A 16,433-nucleotide genomic window follows, 5' to 3' on the forward strand; every position below is an offset into this window, starting at 1 on the left:
TCGGGCGAAGGTGCAGGGGAACGCGGTAGCTTCTTAGCGTTGACACCCTTCGAAAGGACACTCACATGACCAAGCAGTCGATCTTCGGCCGCATCGCCCAGCTCACCCGGGCGAACATCAACGCGATGCTGGACTCCGCGGAAGACCCCCAGAAGATGCTCGACCAGATGGTGCGTGACTTCACCAACAGCATCGCCGATGCCGAAAGCGCGATCGCCGAGACCATCGGCAACCTGCGAATGCTCGAAGACGACCACCGCGAAGACGTGCAGGCCGCCGGCGAGTGGGGCCGCAAGGCCCTCGCCGCCAGCCGCAAGGCCGACGAACTGCGCACGAATGGCAACGCCGCCGACGCCGACAAGTTCGACAACCTGGCAAAGGTGGCCCTCGGCCGCCAGCTGCAGTCCGAGAAGGAGGCGAAGGACGCCGAACCGCAGATCATGAGCCAGACCGCCGTCGTGGAGCAGCTCAAGACCGGCCTGAACACCATGAAGACCAAGCTGGGCCAGCTCACCGCCAAGCGCAGCGAGCTCATCGCCCGGTCCAAGACCGCTGCCGCGCAGTCGCAGGTGATGGATGCCGTGAAGAGCATCGACATGATGGACCCCACCAGCGAGGTCAGCCGGTTCGAGGAGAAGATCCGCCGCGAAGAGGCCAAGGTGCGTGGCGCCAGCGAACTCGCCGCATCCAGCCTCGACGCGCAGTTCGAGAGCCTCGACGACCTCGGTGAGCTCACCGAGGTGGATGCCCGCCTCGCCGCGCTCAAGGCCGGTTCGCCCTCCTCGATCGAGCAGTAGCGCACCGCCTCACACAGCGTGAATCCGGAACGGCCACGGGAATACCCCGGGGCCGTTCTGCATTGTCACCACCATGACTACTCTCGGAATCATCGGTGCCGGTCATATCGGCAGCCAGCTCGCCCGCCTCGGCGTAGCCAACGGATACGACGTCGTGGTGAGCAACTCCCGCGGCCCGGCGACCCTCGAGGGCCTGGTGGCCGAACTCGGGCCGCGGGCCCGCGCCGCCCTGCCCGCAGAGGCCGCCGCGGCCGGAGATCTGGTGATCGTCACGATCCCGCTGCACGCCATCGACACATTGCCGCTGCCCGAACTGGCCGGCAAGCTCGTGATCGACACCAATAACTACTACCCCCAGCGGGACGGCAACATCGTGGCCCTCGACGAGGAGACCTCGACGACCGCCGAGCTGCTGCAGGACCTGCTGCCGGACGCCAGGGTCGTGAAGGCGTTCAACCACATCTACGCCGCGGACCTCACCACCGACGGCCAGCCGGCCGGCTCGGCGAATCGCCGTGCCCTCGTCATCGCCGGCAACGACCCCGAGGCCCGCGCGGTCGTCACTGCGCTGCTGGACGACTTCGGTTTCGACACCGTGGACCTCGGCCCGCTGAACGAGGGCTGGCGGATCCAGCGCGACACCCCGGGCTACGGCCCGCGGATGGACGAATTCGAGCTGCGCGAGGCGGTGAGCGCGGCCATCCGTTACCGGGACATGCCGCAGGCGGTCTAGGCCGACGCCCCCGAACTGGCAGATGCGCCCGGCCGGGGCCGAGGGGCATACTGGGGTGGTGTCCCCCAACTACGTGGTCGTGCCGCAGTGGCAAGGTTCGGTTTCTCCGCGCGCGATGCGCCTGGTCGACGGGGCGGAGGCGATCCAGGGCGACCTGCCCTCCTCGGTCACCTTTCCCGTCGACGTGCCCGCCGAAGCGGGCGATGCCCTGGACACCGGCATCCACCGGTTCTCGGCGCTGCTGACGGTGCGTGACCGGCAGTTGGCCGTGCTCCGCGCCGGTTCGGAGCCGGTGCTCACGATAGGCGGCGACTGCGGGGTGTCCTTCGGCGCCGTCGAGCACGCCTCCCGCCGGCACCCCGGCGACATCGCGCTGGTCTGGTTCGATGCCCACCCCGACCTGCACACCAGCGAATCCTCGCAGTCCGGTGGCTTCGGTGGCATGGTGCTGCGCGCCATCCTCGGTGACGGCGTCGACGGTCTCGCGCTCGACGCCGATGCCCGGCTCAGCCCGGACCGGGTGGTGCTGGCCGGCGTGCGCGACATCGACCCGGCCGAAGATGTCTACATCACGGAGCAGGGCATCCCGCTGGTGCCGGTGGAGGATTTCGGCACCCCGGCGGCGGTCGTGGCCGCGGTCAAGCGCACGGGCGCCGCGCACGTGTATTTGCACATCGACCTCGACGTGCTCGATCCTGCCACGATCGTCGGCCTGTCGAACATCTACCCGTTCGGTCTGGCCGTGGAGGGCCTCACCGCTGCGATCACGGCGCTCCGCGCCGAATTCTCGCTGGCCGGCGCCACCATCGCCGGCTTCGCGCCGTCCTCCCCCGAGGCTGCCAACGACGACCTGCCCAGCATCCTGCGCATCATCAGCGCGATCACCCGCTGACGACCTTTTCGCTTGCCTGATCGAAGGAGATCAACCATGACCACGGAGGACTTGAGAGTCGTGACCGAGCGGCGCGGGCACCTGCTGCTGATCGGGCTGAATCGGCCCGAGAAGCGCAATGCGGCTGACTTCGCCATGTTGCAGCAGCTCGCGCTGGCCTACGGGGAACTGGAGCGTGACCCGGAGCTGCGCGTGGGTGTGGTGCACGCTCTCGGCGAGCACTTCACCGCCGGGCTCGACCTGGCCGATGTGGGCCCGCGGCTCGGCCCCGACGGTATCGACATCGTGCCTGAGGGCGGCATCAACCCCTGGCAGGTCGACGGCACCGCGCTGACCAAGCCCGTGGTGATCGCCGTGCAGGGCACCTGCCTCACCCTGGGCATCGAGCTGATGCTGGCCAGCGACATCGTCGTCGCCGCCGAGTCCACCCGGTTCGGCCAGATCGAGGTGAGCCGGGGCATTCTGCCGTTCGGCGGCGCCACGATCCGGTTCCCGCGCGCCGCCGGCTGGGGCAATGCCATGCGCTGGCTGCTCACCGGGGACATGTTCGACGTCAGGGAGGCGCACCGGATGGGGCTGGTGCAGGAGATCGTGCCGAACGGTCGCGAGCTGCACCGTGCCATCGAGCTCGCCGAGCGCATCGCCGCGCAGGCGCCGCTGGCCGTGCAGGCCACCCTCGCCAGCGCCCGCACGGCGCTCCGTGACGGACCCGCAGCGGCCGAGGCCGAGCTGCAGCCCGCCCTGGCGCGCCTGGCCGGGTCGACGGATGCCCGCATCGGCATGGAGGCGTTCCTCTCGCGCCAGCCCGCCGCGTTCCAGGGACGCTAGTCTGGCGAACTCTGGATTCCTCCCGGGAACGGTCGGTAGGCTGCGACGATGACCGACTCTGCAGCGATGCCCGCCACCCGTAGCTATGACGTCATCGTGATCGGTGCCGGCGCCGTGGGCGAGAACGTGGCCGACCGCACCGTGCAGGGGGGCCTCCGCACCCTCATCGTGGAGGCCGAACTCGTCGGCGGCGAGTGCTCATACTGGGCCTGCATGCCCTCCAAGGTGCTGCTGCGCAGCGGCGCCGCCCTCGCCGCGGCCCGCCGGGTGGCCGGCGCGGCCGAGGCGGTCACCGGGCAGCTCGACGTGGCTGCCGTGCTGGGGCGCCGCACCACCTTCACGCACGACTGGAACGACGACAGCCAGGCCGACTGGCTGGCCTCCGCGGGCATCGACCTGCTGCGCGGCCACGCCAGGCTCAGCGGCGTGCGCGAGGTCACCGTGCAGACGACGGATGGGCCGGTGGTCGTCACTGCCAGGCACGCCGTGGTCCTCAGCACCGGGTCCAGCGCCTTGTTGCCCGACATCGACGGCCTCTCCGACGTGTCACCATGGACCAGCCGGGACGCCACCTCGGTGACGAACCTGCCCGGCCATCTCGCCATCATCGGCGGTGGTGTCGTCGCCGTGGAGATGGCCGCCGCGTACCGGTCGCTTGGCGCCGAGGTGACCCTGCTCGTGCGCAGCTCCCTGCTGCGGGACCAGGAACCGTTCGCCGGCGAGCTGGTGGCCGCCGCCCTCGCCGACGCGGGTGTCCAGGTGCTCACCGGCGCCAGCCCCACCGCCGCCCGCCGCATCGATACCGGCCAGGTGGCCCTGGTGCTCGCCGACGGCCGCACCATCACGGCCGACGAGGTGCTCGTGGCCACCGGCCGGGCGCCGCGCAGCCAGGACCTCGGCCTCGAGAACGTGGGCCTCACCCCGGGCGACTGGGTCGACGTGGACGACACCCTGCTGGTCACCGGCGACTCCGCCGCCCTGGCCGGCGACTGGCTCTACGCCACCGGCGACGTGAACCACCGGGCGCTGCTCACCCACCAGGGCAAGTACCAGGCCCGTGCGGCCGGCGACGTCATCGTCGCCCGCGCCAGGGGCACGGTGGTCGACGACGCCCCATGGGGCACCCACGTGGCCACGGCCGATCACGCCGCCGTGCCGCAAGTCACCTTCACCGACCCCGAGGTGGCCTCGGTCGGGCTGACCGCCGCCGCGGCCGAGCAGGCCGGCTACCGCATCCGGGTGCTCGACTACGACCTGGCCGGGGTCGCCGGCGCCAGCGTGCTGGCCGACGGCTACAGCGGGCAGGCCCGCGCCATCGTCGACCTCGACACCGAGGTGCTGCTGGGTGTCACCTTCGTGGGCGCCGGTGTCGGCGAGCTGCTGCACGCGGCCACCATCGCCGTGGTCGGCGAGGTACCGATCAGCCGGCTTTGGCACGCTGTGCCCAGTTACCCCACCCTCAGCGAGGTCTGGCTGCGGCTGCTCGAGGCCTACGGCCGGCCGCCGGCCAGCAGCGACCGGAGCCTCTGATGCGACGGCTTCTGCTCGATTCCCCGCTCAGCCGGGCCGGGTATCTGTACGCCACCGCGGTCGGCCTGGTCTGGGGTGCGATCTGGAGCACCGGCCGCGTCGAACACCGGAACGGCCTGTTCGTGTTCCGCGGGCTGCCCGCCTGGTCGTTCGGCCGCGGCGGCTCCTGCGTGGGCGCCGTCTACCTCACCAACCAGAACGTGACGGCAGATGTGCTCGAGCACGAGGCCGTGCACAAGGTGCAGTGGCAGCGTTACGGCATGCTTTTTCCGCTGCTGTATCTGCTCGCCGGGCGGGACCCGTTGAAGAACCGGTTCGAGATCGAGGCGGGCCTGGAGAAAGGCGGCTACCTACGCCAGAAGCGTGCGGCTACGCGTGCTCCGCGCGCCCGTCACGCCAGTACCCCATGAAGGCCACCTGGCGACGGTTGATGCCGACCTCGGAGACGAGGAAGCGGCGCAGCCGCTTGATCACACCGGCTTCACCGGCCAGCCAGGCGTAGAGCTCGCCGTCGAGAGCCGATCCGTCCGGCACCTCCCAGAGGATGCTCTCGTCGATGTCGATGTCGGGCAGCTCGGTACCGCTGTGGTGTGCGGTCAGGAAGCGGGCCGTCCAGCCCCGAACGGCGGATTCGAGCGCGGAACCGTGGGCGGCGCCGTTGCGGGCCAGCCAGGTCACGGTGACCCCGTCGGGAGCGTTGGTCTCGTGCGCGTCGCCGTCTTCGGGCACCTCGATGTAGGCGCAGCCCCGAGCGGTGCGCGGCAGGGCCGAGAGGATGGCGCAGATCGCCGGAGCGGCGGTCTCGTCGCCGGCGATGAGCACGGTGTTGGCGTTGCCCGGGGCCCACTCGATGCCCACGATCGGGTTGTCGCCGTCGGCGACAGGTCCCACGATGGCGACCTCGTCGCCGACGATCGCGGCGCGCACCCAGCGCGATGCGGGGCCGGCGTCGCCGTGGGTGACGAAGTCGATGTCCACCTCGCGGTGCTCGGGGCGGGCGTGCCGCACGGTGTAGGTGCGCAGGGGGTTCCGGCGCTCCGCGGGCAGGTCGCGCCAGGTCTCGTACCAGGAGTCGCTCTGCGGGAAGGACGAGACCCCGACGCCGGGCAGCGGGAGGACGAGCTTGATGCGCTGATCGAGGCCGGCGGTGCCGAATTCGTGCAGGTCGGGGCCGGTGAAGGTCACCCGGGTGAAATTTGTCGACAGACGTTGCACGCGGGCCACCGAGACGGCGAACGGGCGGTAGCTGGGGCGCGGTGCCCGCACGCGTGCGGCGGCCGGCGCGGGAGCGACTGTCGAGGTAAGCATGGCCTAAGTATGGCATGCCTTACCTATGTTTCACCTAGCGATTTCCGGTGAACGGTTCCGAGGTGGGTCGTTACGCGGCGGTGACCCACTCGCTGGCGACGTAGCTGCCCGCGCCGCGCCGCGTGGCCGGGCTGACGTAGCCGGTGGGGATCGCGGCGGGCTGTCCGCTGCTCACGTAGCCGGCCGGCTCGGCTGAACGATCGGTGCGGGGGCCGGCGATGCTGATGTAGGAATTCATGATGCTCCTGTCGGGTGGGGCTGGTTTCGACGCAGAGCTTCATTGGACGCGTGCTGGTGGTGGTGTGTGATCGCGCGGCCGGCCGGCTGGGCCGGCCGCGCGAGTGAGGTGGTGCGGGTGTTACTCGCCGACGCCGACGGGCTCAGCGGCCACGTTGGCCGAGCCGGCCGCAGCGTCGGTGGCCAGGTTCAGCCTGAGGCTCGCGCCGAGGGTGGTGTCCACGTTCGTCCAGTACTGGATGGCGCGTTCCTTGACCTCGGGGCGGGTGACGCCACCGACGGCACCGGTGATGGTCTCCAGGAACCGGGCCTTGGCCGCGTCGTCGAAGACGTCGCGGTAGAGGGTGCCGGCCTGGCCGAAGTCGTCGTCCTCGGAGCGGAGGGTGGCGGCGCTGCGCACCAGCGCACCGTCGAACTCCCAGCTGCCGTCGCCCGCGAGGGCCGGATCGGCGACGGGGCCGCCGAGCGAGTTGGGCGCGTAGACCGGGGCGCTGGCGTCGTTGAAGTGGTACCGGGCGGCGCCATCCTGCGAGTAGTTGTGCACCGGGGCCTGGGGCGCGTTCACCGGCAGCTGGTTGTAGTTGGTGCCCACGCGGTAGCGCTGGGCATCCGGGTAGGAGAAGATACGAGCCATCAGCATCTTGTCGGGGCTGGCGGCGATGCCGGGCACGAAGTTGGCCGGCGAGAACGCGGCCTGTTCGATCTCGGCGAAGAAGTTGCCCGGGTTGCGGTTGAGGGTGTGCGTGCCCACCTTGATGAGCGGGAAGTCCGCGTGCGGCCAGACCTTGGTGAGGTCGAACGGGTTGAACCTGTAGGTCTTGCCCTCTTCGTAGGGCATGACCTGCACGTGCACGTCCCAGGACGGGAAGTCGCCGGCGTCGATGGCTTCGTAGAGGTCGCGCCGGTAGTAATCGGCGTCGGCGCCGGCGATGAGCTCGGCTTCTGCGCCTTCCATCTCGATGTTGCCCTGGTTGGAGGTGAAGTGGTACTTCACCCAGAAGCGCTCACCGGCGGCGTTGATCCACTGGTAGGTGTGCGAGCCGAAGCCGGGCATGGTGCGCCAGGACCGCGGCAGGCCGCGGTCGCCCATCAGGTAGGTCACCTGGTGGGCGGACTCGGGCGAGAGGGTCCAGAAGTCCCACTGCATGTCGGCGTCGCGGAGGCCGGAGCCGGGCAGGCGCTTCTGCGAGTGGATGAAGTCGGGGAACTTGATGCCGTCGCGGATGAAGAACACCGGGGTGTTGTTTCCGACGATGTCGTAGTTGCCCTCCTGGGTGTAGAACTTCACCGAGAAGCCGCGCACGTCGCGCCAGGTGTCCGGGCTGCCCTGCTCGCCGGCGACGCTGGAGAAGCGCTGCAGGGTGTCGGTGCGCGCGCCGGGCTGGAACAGCGCCGCGCGGGTGTATGCGGACACGTCACCGGTGACTTCGAAAACGCCGTGCGCTCCGCCGCCCTTGGCGTGCACGATGCGCTCCGGGATGCGCTCGCGGTTGAACTGCGCGAGCTTCTCGACCAGGTAGCGGTCGTGCAGGGCGGTGACGCCGTCGGCGCCGGCGGTGAGGGAGTGCTCGTCGCTGGGAACCGGGGTTCCGGTCTGGGTGGTGGTGGGGGGCAGTGTTGTCATGGTGCTCCTTCGTGTCATGTGCTGGTCGTTCGCGTCGTTTAGAAGTCGGTGGATGTCGAGGGGAGCGTCGTGCCGGTCTGGCAGTCCGGGCAGAGACCCCAGAAGGTGACCTCGGCGGTCTGCACGACGAAGCCGGCGGTGTCAGACGGGGTCAGGCAGGGAGCTTCGCCGGTCACGCACTCCACGTCGCGAACGCTGTGGCAGTTCGTGCAGACGATGTGGTGGTGGTTGTCGCCCACCCGGCGCTCGAACAGCGCGGCGGAGCCGGCCGGTTCGATGCGGCGCACCAGACCGGCGGTGTTGAAGGCGCCGAGCACACCGTAGACCGCCTGCAGGGAGGTGCCGGGCAGTTGCCGGCTGACGGCCTCGAAGAGCTGGTCGGCGGTGGCGTGCGGAGACGCGGCGAGCCCGCCAAGCACGGCCAGCCGGGGTGCGGTGACCTTCAGTCCCGCAGCGCGAATCTCGGCGGCATGGTCGGCGGCGTGGTCGAGGGCGGCTGGTATCGCCTGGTCGTCCATTCCGTGTCTGTGCATGCCCTCACGCTAGCAGTTGTTTTGAATCACTCAAAACAAGACACGCCGGTCACAGGCCGGCCGGCACCCGGTCCTGCCAGCGGAGCCTGCGCTCCAGTTGCGCCCCGAGCGCCAGCAGGGTGGCCTCGCCGCCCGGCCGGCCGATCAGTTGAACACCCATCGGCAGCCCGTCGGCGGTCTGCGCGACGGGCAGGGTGATGGCCGGCAGGCCGCAGACATTCACCATCGAGGTGAACGGCGTGTACTGCACCTGCTGGGCGAAGTTGCGTTCGCCATCCGTGGCGTCGTACCAGCCCACAGGTCGCGGGGTCAGCGCCAGCGCGGGCGTGAGCACGGCGTCGAAGCGGGCCAGCTGACGGATGAACGAGCGCTCGTAGGCGGCCAGGGTGCTCAGCGCCTCGGCCACGGCGCTGCCGGTCAGCGAACGGCCGCGGTGCATCAGCCACCGGGTGAGGGGTTCGAGCAGGGCCTCCTGCTCCGGGGTTTCGGCGGGGATCCGGGCCGCGCTGAGCTGCCACAGCGCCCGGAAGGCCGGCGCGTAGCTCGGGTCTGCCGTGAGGGCGGTTTGTTCGATGCCGTGCCCCATCGCCGCGAAGCCGTCCACGGCCGAGGTGAGCGCGGCCAGGGCCTCCGGAGCCAGGCTGATCTCGTAGGCGTCGTCCCAGGCCGAGGTGGTCATCACGCCCAGCTGGTACCGGCCCTCACCGCGGATGGCGGCGCCGAGCAGCTGCTCGTCTCCCCCGGGCGCCCGCACCGAGAACGGATGCTCCGGCCGGCCGCCGCCCGGCGCGATCATGGCGTCCAGCAGCAGGGCCGCATCCGCCACGGTGCGGGCCAGCGGGCCGGCCACCGGCAGTCCGCCGGGCACGTCGAGGCCGCTCGCCGCCGGAATTCGGCCCCGGGACGGCTTCAGGCCGACGAGGCCGCAGGCGGCGGCGGGGATCCGCACCGAGCCGCCGCCGTCACTCCCGGGTGCGAACGGCAGCATCCGGGCGGCCACGGCCACCGCGGCGCCGCCGCTGGAGCCGCCGGCGCCGAAAGCGGGGTTCCAGGGATTGCGGGCCGGCGGGGCGGCCAGGCTCTCGGTGTAGGAGGGCAGACCGAACTCGGGTGTATTGGTCTTGCCCAGGCTGATTCCGCCGGCGGTGTCGAGGGCCTGCACGAGCAGGTCGCTGGTTTCGGGCACGTTGTCCCGCATCAGCCGGGAGCCCAGGCGCGCGGGCACGCCGGCGCGCAGCTGCAGATCTTTGTCGCCGAAGGGCAGGCCCCATAGCGGTGCGGTGCGGGGAACCTCGTTCTCCACGAACCGGGCCCTGGCCAGGGCGGCCTCGGCGGTCACGGTGACAAAAGCGCCGAGCCCGGGGTTCAGCCGCTCGATGCGGGCCAGGTAGTGCTCGGTGAGGTCGGTGGGGCTGATCTCGCCCCGCTGCAGCGACCGCCACTGGTCGAGGGCGGTCAGTTCGAAGAGGTCGGCCATCCCCCGAGCCTAGCCATGCTGGCGCCGGAAACCCCGGCGAGGGTAGCCTCGGAGGATGACCCGCACCAAGACTGCCGCGCTGTACAACCCGATGGGCACGACCGCCCTGGTCACCGGCGCGTCCAGCGGGCTGGGGGTGGGCTTCGCGCACGAGCTCGCCCGCCGCGGCGCCGACCTGGTGCTCACCGCCCGGCGGCTCGACCGCCTGGAGGCCCTCGCGGTGGACCTGGCCGAGAAATACGGCACCGTGTCGACGGTGATTCCGCTCGACCTCGCCGAACCCGGCGCCGTACCCGAGCTGGTGCGGGACCTGACCGAACGCGACATCCGGGTGGCCACCCTGGTCAACAACGCCGGCTTCGGCCATTTCGGCGCCCTGGTGGATGCGCCGGCCGGCCGGGTGCACGACCAGGTCGCCGTGAACGTGGCGGCGCTGACGGATCTCACCCACGCCCTGCTGCCCGGTCTTCAGGCCGCGGCCCTCGCCCATCCGCACGGGGCCGCACTGGTGAACCTGGCCAGCACCGCAGCGTTCCAGCCGGTGCCGCGGCTGGCCGTGTACGCCGCCGCCAAGGCCTACGTGCTCAGCCTCACCGAGGCGCTCTGGTACGAGACGCGGGCCACCGGCCTCAAGGTCACCGCGGTGTGCCCCGGCCCCACCGAGACCGAGTTCTACGCCGTCGCCCGGCGGTCACCGGACGGGCCGCGGCGTCTGATGAGCGTCGACGAGGTGATGCACACGGCCTTCGCCGCTCTCGACGCGGCCACGACTCCCCCGCACACCGTCGTCGGCGGCCAGAACCGGGTCGTCGCCTGGCTGGCCGGAACAGCACCCCGGCGCGCCGTGGTGACGGTGACCGGGCGGTTGTCGCGCCGCTGAGTTGCCGGCTGCCGCTACTTCAGGCTCTTCTGAAGCAGCACGGTGCCCAGCCAACGCTCGAACTTGAAGCCGACCTTGCCCATCCGGCCGATCTCCTCGAAACCGAAGTCCTGGTGCAGCTTGATCGAGGCGTCGGCGCCCTGGTCGGCGATCACGGCGATGATCTCCTTGAGGCCGGCGGCCCTGGACCGCTCGATGAGTTCGGCCAGCAGAACCCGGCCCAGCCCCTTGCCGGTGGAGGCGGCACCGAGGTAGATGGAGTTCTCGACGGTGAACCTGTAAGCCTTCTTCTGCTTCCACGGGCTCACCAGGGCGTAGCCGAGCAGCTGGCCGGCAGGGGACTCGGCGACGATGAACGGCATGCCGAGCTTGGCCAGGTAGTGGAACTTGTCGCGCCATTCGGCAAGCGTCATCGCATCCTCGTCGAAGGTGACGGTGCTGTTCGCGACGTAATAGTTGTAGATCTCCTGAATATGGGGCAGGTCGGTCTCCACCGCGTCGCGCAGCGCGTACTCGAACGGCGCCTCGGGCGCCGGCGCCGGAGACAGGTGACGCGGCAGCCGCCGACGGGGCTGGTATTCCTCTTCTAACACCGGACGGGTCCTCTCCACATGCTGTTCAGGCTACCGTCAGCGACCAGTCGATGGGCGCGGCGCCCTGCGCGGCCAGCAGCGCGTTCGCCCGGCTGAACGGGCGCGATCCGGTGAATCCACGTCGGGCCGACAGCGGGCTCGGATGCGCGGAGACGATGGTGGGGGTGTCTCCCAGTAGCGGGGCGAGGTTTTCGGCGTCCTTGCCCCAGAGGATGGCGACCAGCGGCGTGCCGCGGGCGGCCAGCGCCCGGATGGCCTGCTCGGTCACGGCCTCCCAGCCGTGTCGCCGGTGCGAGCCCGCGGCGCCGGCCCGCACCGTGAGCACCCGGTTGAGCAGCAGCACGCCGTGCCGGGTCCAGGGGGTGAGGTCGCCGGTGGCCGGGGTCGGCAGAGCGAGGTCGTCGTGCAGCTCGGTGAAGATGTTGCCTAGGCTCCGCGGCACCGGGCGCACCTCAGCGGCCACCGAGAAGGCCAGGCCCACCGGATGCCCTGGGGTCGGGTACGGGTCCTGGCCCACGATGAGTACTCGCACGTCGGCGAACGGCTGCCGGAAGGCCCGCAGGATGTGCTCCGGCGCGGGCAGCACCCGTTCGCCGGCCGCGGCGTCGGCCCGCGCGAAGGCGAGCGGGGCCGCGAACGGGTCCACGGTGTTCACGTCGACCGGCGCATCCCCCGCGCCGGGGACGCCGAAGGCGCGCGCCCAACCGGGTTCGATCGGCGCCGCGATCAGCGCGGGTTCTGCCATCCGCTAGGCGCCGAAGGTACTCACCAGCACCCCGCCCTCGGATTCGCTGACGGTCCAGACACTGCCGGCGCCGGCCACGCCGAGGGTGCCCTGGCCCACGATCAGCACGGTGCCCTCGTCCACGGCGAGGCCGCCGCGGATGAGTCCGGCCTCGGTGGCGGCGACCATGCGGCTCAGGGTGCCCCACTGGGCGACGTGCACGTCGACGGTCACGTCGAGCAGGCCGATGCCGTTCTCGATGGTGATCTCGTCGAGGTCTTCCGAGGCCTCCTGCGGGCTCACCGGCACGCCGCCGATGCGCCAGCCGCCGAGCAGGGCTCGCTCGGCCGCGATCATCGCGCCGGCGGAGTAGCCCAGGTACGGGATGCCGGCGGCCACCTGGCGGCGGATCTCACCGGCGATGGGCGCGACGGCCGTGAGATAGGCGGGGGTGAGGCCGCCGCCGATGACGATGCCGTCGGCATCCGCCACCGCCAGCAGGGTCGCCAGGCCATCGAGGGCCAGCGACGTGATGACGGGGTCAAGCGGGCCGGCTGCTTCGAGCGCGGCGACAAGTTTGGCGGCGTGGTCGTCGCCGTCGCCGTTCCGCACCACGACGATCGCGATCCGCGGGTCGGTGCGGCCGGCGGCGGTGGCCCGCAGGGCGGCCTCGGCCAGGAACGGCCCGAAGACCGCCGCGTCGTTCTCGGTGTCGTTTTCGGGGGCCCAGCCGCCGCCGACGAGGTGGATGCTCATGCGTCGACCACCGAGGTGAGCGGGGTGGCCGTGACGGGCGGGAGCGACGACCAGGGGAAGACGATCCAGCCGTCGGTCTCGCGCCAGGTGAAGTCGGGCACGTGCACGGTGCGCGGCTTGGTGTACAGGGTGGCGGAGCGCACCTCACCGGCCGATTCCTTGAGGATGCCGACCACGAGGGCGAGGGTGTGGCCGGAGTCGGAGACGTCGTCGACCAGCAGCACCCGCAGGCCCGCGAGGGCCGGGGCGTCGAGCATCGGGCCGGACAGCACGGGCTCGGGCAGGCGCTCGTCGATGCCGCTGTAGAACTCGACGTTGATGGAGCCGCAGTTCTTGGTGCCGAGGGCGTAGGAGATGGCTCCGGCGAGCAGCAGTCCGCCGCGGGCGATGGCGATCACGACATCGGGCTGGAAGCCGCTGGCCAGCACCGTCGAGGCCAGCGACCTGGAGGCGTCGGCGAAGTCGGTCCACTCCAGCACCTCGCGCGGCGGGTCGATGGTGGCGGGGGGCGCGGTTTGCTGCTGGTCGGGTTGCATTTGTCAATGGTAGAACCTCGGGCGGCCGCAGTGCGCGGCCGAAGGGCCCGGTTCCGCGGCGACGCCCCGGTTACAGGAGAATTGACCCATGATCACACTGCACCAGGACGCCCACGGTTTCATCCGCATGAACCGCCACTTCCCCAGCAAGACCCCCATCGCGATTCTCTTCACCGACGGCACGACCGGCGAGTACACCGGCGCTCGGCTGAACGACCTGTACGACGCGGCGCTGGCTACCTTCCGCGCCGAGAACCGCCTGGATGCCAAGGGCTTTTCCCGCGCGCCGGCGAAGACCGTGCACCCCACCAACAACGTGGAATTCGTGCCGGTCGAGTCCGGGATGGCGCCGTAACCGTCTTGTGAGCCTTCTGCCGCACAGCGCCGAGGTGGAGATCGTGCTGCTCCTGGCCTCCCCCGTGCACCGCTACGAGGGGCGCCCGGCCGACGGGCCGCTGCCGATGGTCGGCGCGGAGAGCCACCCCAGCGTCCGCCTGCGGGCGGGCCTGGGCATCGTGGGCGACCGGCACTTCGCCAAACCGGCGCACGTACACGCGTCGGTCACCGTGATGAACGCCGACGTTCTGGCGCAGGTGGCGGATGACCTCGGCCTGCCGCGCACTCTGGACCCGGCCGCCACCCGGCGCAACGTCCTGCTGCGCGGGGTGGATATCGACTCTCTGCGCGGCGCCACGTTCTCGCTCGACACCGGCGACGGCCCGGTCGAGTTCCTGGTCAACCGGCCGGCGAACCCGTGCGCCTGGATGGACGTGGTGCTGGCTCCCGGCGCGCACCGGGCCCTGCGGGGCCGCGGCGGCATGCGCTGCGAACCGCTGACCGACGGGATGCTGCGGCTCGGGCCCGCCCGGCTGCGCTGCAGCAGCCCCCTGACCGGTGTGGGGCTTACGGGTGCCGAACCGCCTGGCCGGCCAGCACGGCCCGGTAACCCTCCCGGTAGCTCGGATAGGTGAAGCTGAACCCGGTCTCGAGGATTCGACGGTTGCTCACGCGTTTGTCGCCGCCGCGGCGGCCGCCGGTCTCGACGATCTCCGGGTGGGGCAGGCCGAGTTCGTCGGCGAGGAAATCCAGCACCTCGGTGGCGGGCACCGGCGTCGAGTCGACGCCGAGGTAGAGCGGGTCGGGCGCCGTGTCCCGACAGACCAGGTGCACGATCATGGCCGCGGCGTCGTCGCGGTGGATCCGGTTACTGAGACGGCCGCGCGCGGCAATCGTCGCCCGCCCCTCGCGGACCTGCCTGATCAGGCGCTCCCGGCCGGGGCCGTAAATGCCGCCCAGGCGCAGCACGACGGCGGCCGGGATCCGGCTGCGCAGCAGCTGCTCGGCCTCGAGCAGGATCGAGTCGGTGCCCGGTCCCGGGGCCGCCGGGGTCTCCTCGTCGACAGTGCTGCCGTCGTTCACGTCGTACACCGCGGTGGAGGACACCAGCAGGAACCGGCGCGGGGTGACCCCGGTCGCGTCGAGGGCGTCGAGGAGGTTGGCCAGGCCGGTCACATACGCGGCCCGGTACACCGCGGGGTCTGGGTTGCCCGCGGCGACGGTCACGATCACGATCTCGGTGTCCGCCGGCACCTCGGGCCGCTCGCGGCTCAGGTCGACGGACTGCCCGTTGAGGGCGACCGGGAGCACCCCGGCCTGGCGGCGCACTCCCACCACTCGTTGGCCGAGGGCGACCAGGCGGAGGCCCACCTCGGTGCCGAGGTCGCCGCATCCGGCTATCAGTACAGTCATGACTCCAGTATGGAGCGGCTCGCGCGGCGTCAGAGCACGTCGCCGTCGGCCGCCGGCGGAACGTGGCGTTCCGGCGTGCCGTTGTAGACCGACAGCGGCCGGATCAGCGCGTTCGCGGCCAGTTGCTCCATGATGTGCGCGGTCCAGCCGGTCACCCGGGCGGCGACGAAGATCGGCGTGAAGCTGGCGGTGTCGAAACCCATCAGGTGGTACGCCGGGCCGGCCGGGTAGTCCAGGTTGGGCAGGATGCCGGTGCGGGTCTTCATGCCGTCGGCGAGCGATTCGTAGAGGTCGAGCAGGTCGGGCCGGTCGAAGTGGTCGATCAGGGTGAGCAGCGCCGCGTGCATGGTGGGCACCCTGGAGTCGCCGTGTTTGTACACCCGGTGGCCGAAGCCCATCACCTTGCGCTTATGCGCGAGGGTGTCCTCCAGCCAGAGTTCGGCGCGCTCCGCCGACCCGTCGCCCAGGCCGATCTCGCTGAAGATGTGCATCACGGCCTCGTTCGCGCCGCCGTGCAACGGGCCCTTGAGCGCCCCAATCGCCCCGGTCACGGCGGAGTAGAGGTCGGAGAGGGTGGAGGTGATCACCCGGGCCGTGAACGTGGACGCGTTGAAGGAGTGCTCGGCGTACATGATCATCGACACGTCGAAGGCTTCGACGACCTCGACCTCCTGCACCTCGCCGAAGGTCATGTAGAGGAAGTTCGCCGAATAACCGAGGTCGTCGCGGGGTTCGACGAGGTCGAGGCCGTGCCGGCGGCGCTGATCGTACGAGACGATCGCCGGCAGCTGCGCGAACAGGCGCAACGACTTGGCCAGGTTGGCCTCCACCGACGAGTCCGGGGTGCTCAGGTCGTTGGCGCCGATCACGCTCACGGCGGTGCGCACCACGTCCATCGGATCGGCGGAGGTGGGGATCTCGTCGATCACCCGGCGCACCGAGTGATCCAGGCGCCGGAGTGACCGCTCGGCGACCTCGAATGCGGCCAGTTGCACATCGTCCGGCAGCTCGCCGTGCCAGAGCAGGTAGGCGACCTCTTCGAAGCTCTTCTGCGCGGCCAGTTCCTGCACCGGGTAGCCGCGGTAGAGCAGCGAGTTGGAGTCGGGGTTGACCCTGGACACCGCCGTCGTATCGGCCACAACCCCGGCCAGGCCGCGGTGGATCTCCGGCACGACCGGCTGTTGCACCGGGGCCGTGTGGGTGGGCTGGTTGATAGTCATTTCGCTCCTTTGCGTC

The 16,433-nt window shown here is 70.8% G+C and carries 20 protein-coding genes; 9 read left to right on the plus strand and 11 right to left on the minus strand.

Annotated features, from left to right (window positions below; translation table 11 throughout):
- Positions 1-65: 65 nt before the first annotated feature.
- The 6 genes from E3O57_RS10590 (at position 66) to E3O57_RS10615 (ending at position 5,190) form a co-directional block, all read left to right on the plus strand.
- Positions 66-797, plus strand: a complete 732-nt coding sequence (locus E3O57_RS10590; RefSeq protein WP_088455373.1) for a PspA/IM30 family protein — start codon at positions 66-68, stop codon at positions 795-797.
- Positions 798-870: 73 nt separating this feature from the next.
- Entirely contained in the window at positions 871-1,530 is a 660-nt protein-coding gene (locus E3O57_RS10595) for an NADPH-dependent F420 reductase (protein ID WP_088455372.1), read from the plus strand.
- 58 nt (positions 1,531-1,588) lie between these two features.
- Complete coding sequence (locus E3O57_RS10600) at positions 1,589-2,422, plus strand: arginase family protein (protein WP_103479694.1); 834 nt, start codon at positions 1,589-1,591, stop codon at positions 2,420-2,422.
- 36 nt (positions 2,423-2,458) lie between these two features.
- Entirely contained in the window at positions 2,459-3,250 is a 792-nt protein-coding gene (locus tag E3O57_RS10605; protein WP_103460817.1) for a crotonase/enoyl-CoA hydratase family protein, read from the plus strand.
- A gap of 48 nt (positions 3,251-3,298) precedes the next feature.
- Positions 3,299-4,780 (plus strand): NAD(P)/FAD-dependent oxidoreductase, encoded by a 1,482-nt coding sequence (locus E3O57_RS10610; RefSeq protein WP_241979933.1) that lies wholly within the window; start codon positions 3,299-3,301, stop codon positions 4,778-4,780.
- A complete protein-coding gene (locus E3O57_RS10615) occupies positions 4,780-5,190 on the plus strand; it encodes a Fe-S oxidoreductase (RefSeq protein ID WP_103479664.1) in 411 nt (136 codons plus the stop codon). Before E3O57_RS10610 ends, E3O57_RS10615 begins: the two co-directional genes overlap by 1 nt.
- Here the strand turns inward: E3O57_RS10615 and E3O57_RS10620 are convergent.
- The 5 genes from E3O57_RS10620 to E3O57_RS10635 form a co-directional block, all read right to left on the minus strand.
- Positions 5,150-6,088, minus strand: a complete 939-nt coding sequence (locus E3O57_RS10620; RefSeq protein ID WP_103479665.1) for a siderophore-interacting protein — start codon at positions 6,086-6,088, stop codon at positions 5,150-5,152. The two genes, E3O57_RS10615 and E3O57_RS10620, sit on opposite strands and share 41 nt — an antisense overlap.
- A 70-nt stretch (positions 6,089-6,158) precedes the next feature.
- Positions 6,159-6,326, minus strand: a complete 168-nt coding sequence (locus E3O57_RS18700) for a hypothetical protein (RefSeq protein ID WP_165787969.1) — start codon at positions 6,324-6,326, stop codon at positions 6,159-6,161.
- 120 nt (positions 6,327-6,446) lie between these two features.
- Entirely contained in the window at positions 6,447-7,949 is a 1,503-nt protein-coding gene (locus E3O57_RS10625; RefSeq protein ID WP_103479666.1) for a catalase, read from the minus strand.
- A gap of 38 nt (positions 7,950-7,987) precedes the next feature.
- On the minus strand, positions 7,988-8,467 hold the full coding sequence (locus E3O57_RS10630; protein ID WP_103479667.1) for a Fur family transcriptional regulator: 480 nt from the start codon (positions 8,465-8,467) through the stop codon (positions 7,988-7,990).
- A gap of 64 nt (positions 8,468-8,531) precedes the next feature.
- The gene (locus E3O57_RS10635; RefSeq protein WP_103479668.1) at positions 8,532-9,959 is read right to left on the minus strand and encodes an amidase; all 1,428 of its coding nucleotides are present in this window, start codon (positions 9,957-9,959) and stop codon (positions 8,532-8,534) included.
- A gap of 55 nt (positions 9,960-10,014) precedes the next feature.
- Here E3O57_RS10635 and E3O57_RS10640 point away from each other — a divergent pair, with 55 nt between their 5' ends.
- Positions 10,015-10,839, plus strand: a complete 825-nt coding sequence (locus E3O57_RS10640; protein WP_240632383.1) for an SDR family oxidoreductase — start codon at positions 10,015-10,017, stop codon at positions 10,837-10,839.
- A gap of 14 nt (positions 10,840-10,853) precedes the next feature.
- Here the strand turns inward: E3O57_RS10640 and E3O57_RS10645 are convergent, their stop codons facing one another.
- From E3O57_RS10645 to E3O57_RS10660, 4 genes are read right to left on the minus strand one after another with little or no spacing between them, the layout of a single operon-like run.
- Complete coding sequence (locus tag E3O57_RS10645) at positions 10,854-11,432, minus strand: GNAT family N-acetyltransferase (protein ID WP_088455365.1); 579 nt, start codon at positions 11,430-11,432, stop codon at positions 10,854-10,856.
- Between the two features lie 25 nt (positions 11,433-11,457).
- Positions 11,458-12,177, minus strand: coding sequence for a uracil-DNA glycosylase (locus E3O57_RS10650; protein WP_103479669.1), 720 nt, complete (start codon positions 12,175-12,177; stop codon positions 11,458-11,460).
- A 3-nt stretch (positions 12,178-12,180) separates the two neighbouring features.
- Positions 12,181-12,912 (minus strand): Type 1 glutamine amidotransferase-like domain-containing protein, encoded by a 732-nt coding sequence (locus E3O57_RS10655; RefSeq protein WP_103479670.1) that lies wholly within the window; start codon positions 12,910-12,912, stop codon positions 12,181-12,183.
- Positions 12,909-13,448 carry a phosphoribosyltransferase gene (locus E3O57_RS10660; RefSeq protein ID WP_088455362.1) on the minus strand — a complete coding sequence of 180 codons (540 nt, stop codon included), beginning with the start codon at positions 13,446-13,448 and terminating at the stop codon, positions 12,909-12,911. Before E3O57_RS10660 ends, E3O57_RS10655 begins: the two co-directional genes overlap by 4 nt.
- Positions 13,449-13,536: 88 nt before the next feature.
- Here E3O57_RS10660 and E3O57_RS10665 point away from each other — a divergent pair, with 88 nt between their 5' ends.
- Both E3O57_RS10665 and E3O57_RS10670 read left to right on the plus strand, forming a co-directional pair.
- Positions 13,537-13,803 (plus strand): hypothetical protein, encoded by a 267-nt coding sequence (locus tag E3O57_RS10665; RefSeq protein ID WP_103479671.1) that lies wholly within the window; start codon positions 13,537-13,539, stop codon positions 13,801-13,803.
- A gap of 7 nt (positions 13,804-13,810) precedes the next feature.
- Positions 13,811-14,419 (plus strand): MOSC domain-containing protein, encoded by a 609-nt coding sequence (locus tag E3O57_RS10670; protein WP_240632382.1) that lies wholly within the window; start codon positions 13,811-13,813, stop codon positions 14,417-14,419.
- Here the strand turns inward: E3O57_RS10670 and E3O57_RS10675 are convergent.
- Positions 14,352-15,197, minus strand: a complete 846-nt coding sequence (locus tag E3O57_RS10675) for an NAD-dependent epimerase/dehydratase family protein (RefSeq protein ID WP_088455360.1) — start codon at positions 15,195-15,197, stop codon at positions 14,352-14,354. The genes E3O57_RS10670 and E3O57_RS10675 overlap by 68 nt on opposite strands.
- A 29-nt stretch (positions 15,198-15,226) precedes the next feature.
- Complete coding sequence (locus E3O57_RS10680; RefSeq protein WP_103479672.1) at positions 15,227-16,417, minus strand: bifunctional 2-methylcitrate synthase/citrate synthase; 1,191 nt, start codon at positions 16,415-16,417, stop codon at positions 15,227-15,229.
- Between the last annotated feature and the right edge of the window lie 16 nt (positions 16,418-16,433).

It is taken from the genome of Cryobacterium sp. TMN-39-2, assembly GCF_004402745.1.
Taxonomy (GTDB): Bacteria; Actinomycetota; Actinomycetes; order Actinomycetales; family Microbacteriaceae; genus Cryobacterium; species Cryobacterium zongtaii.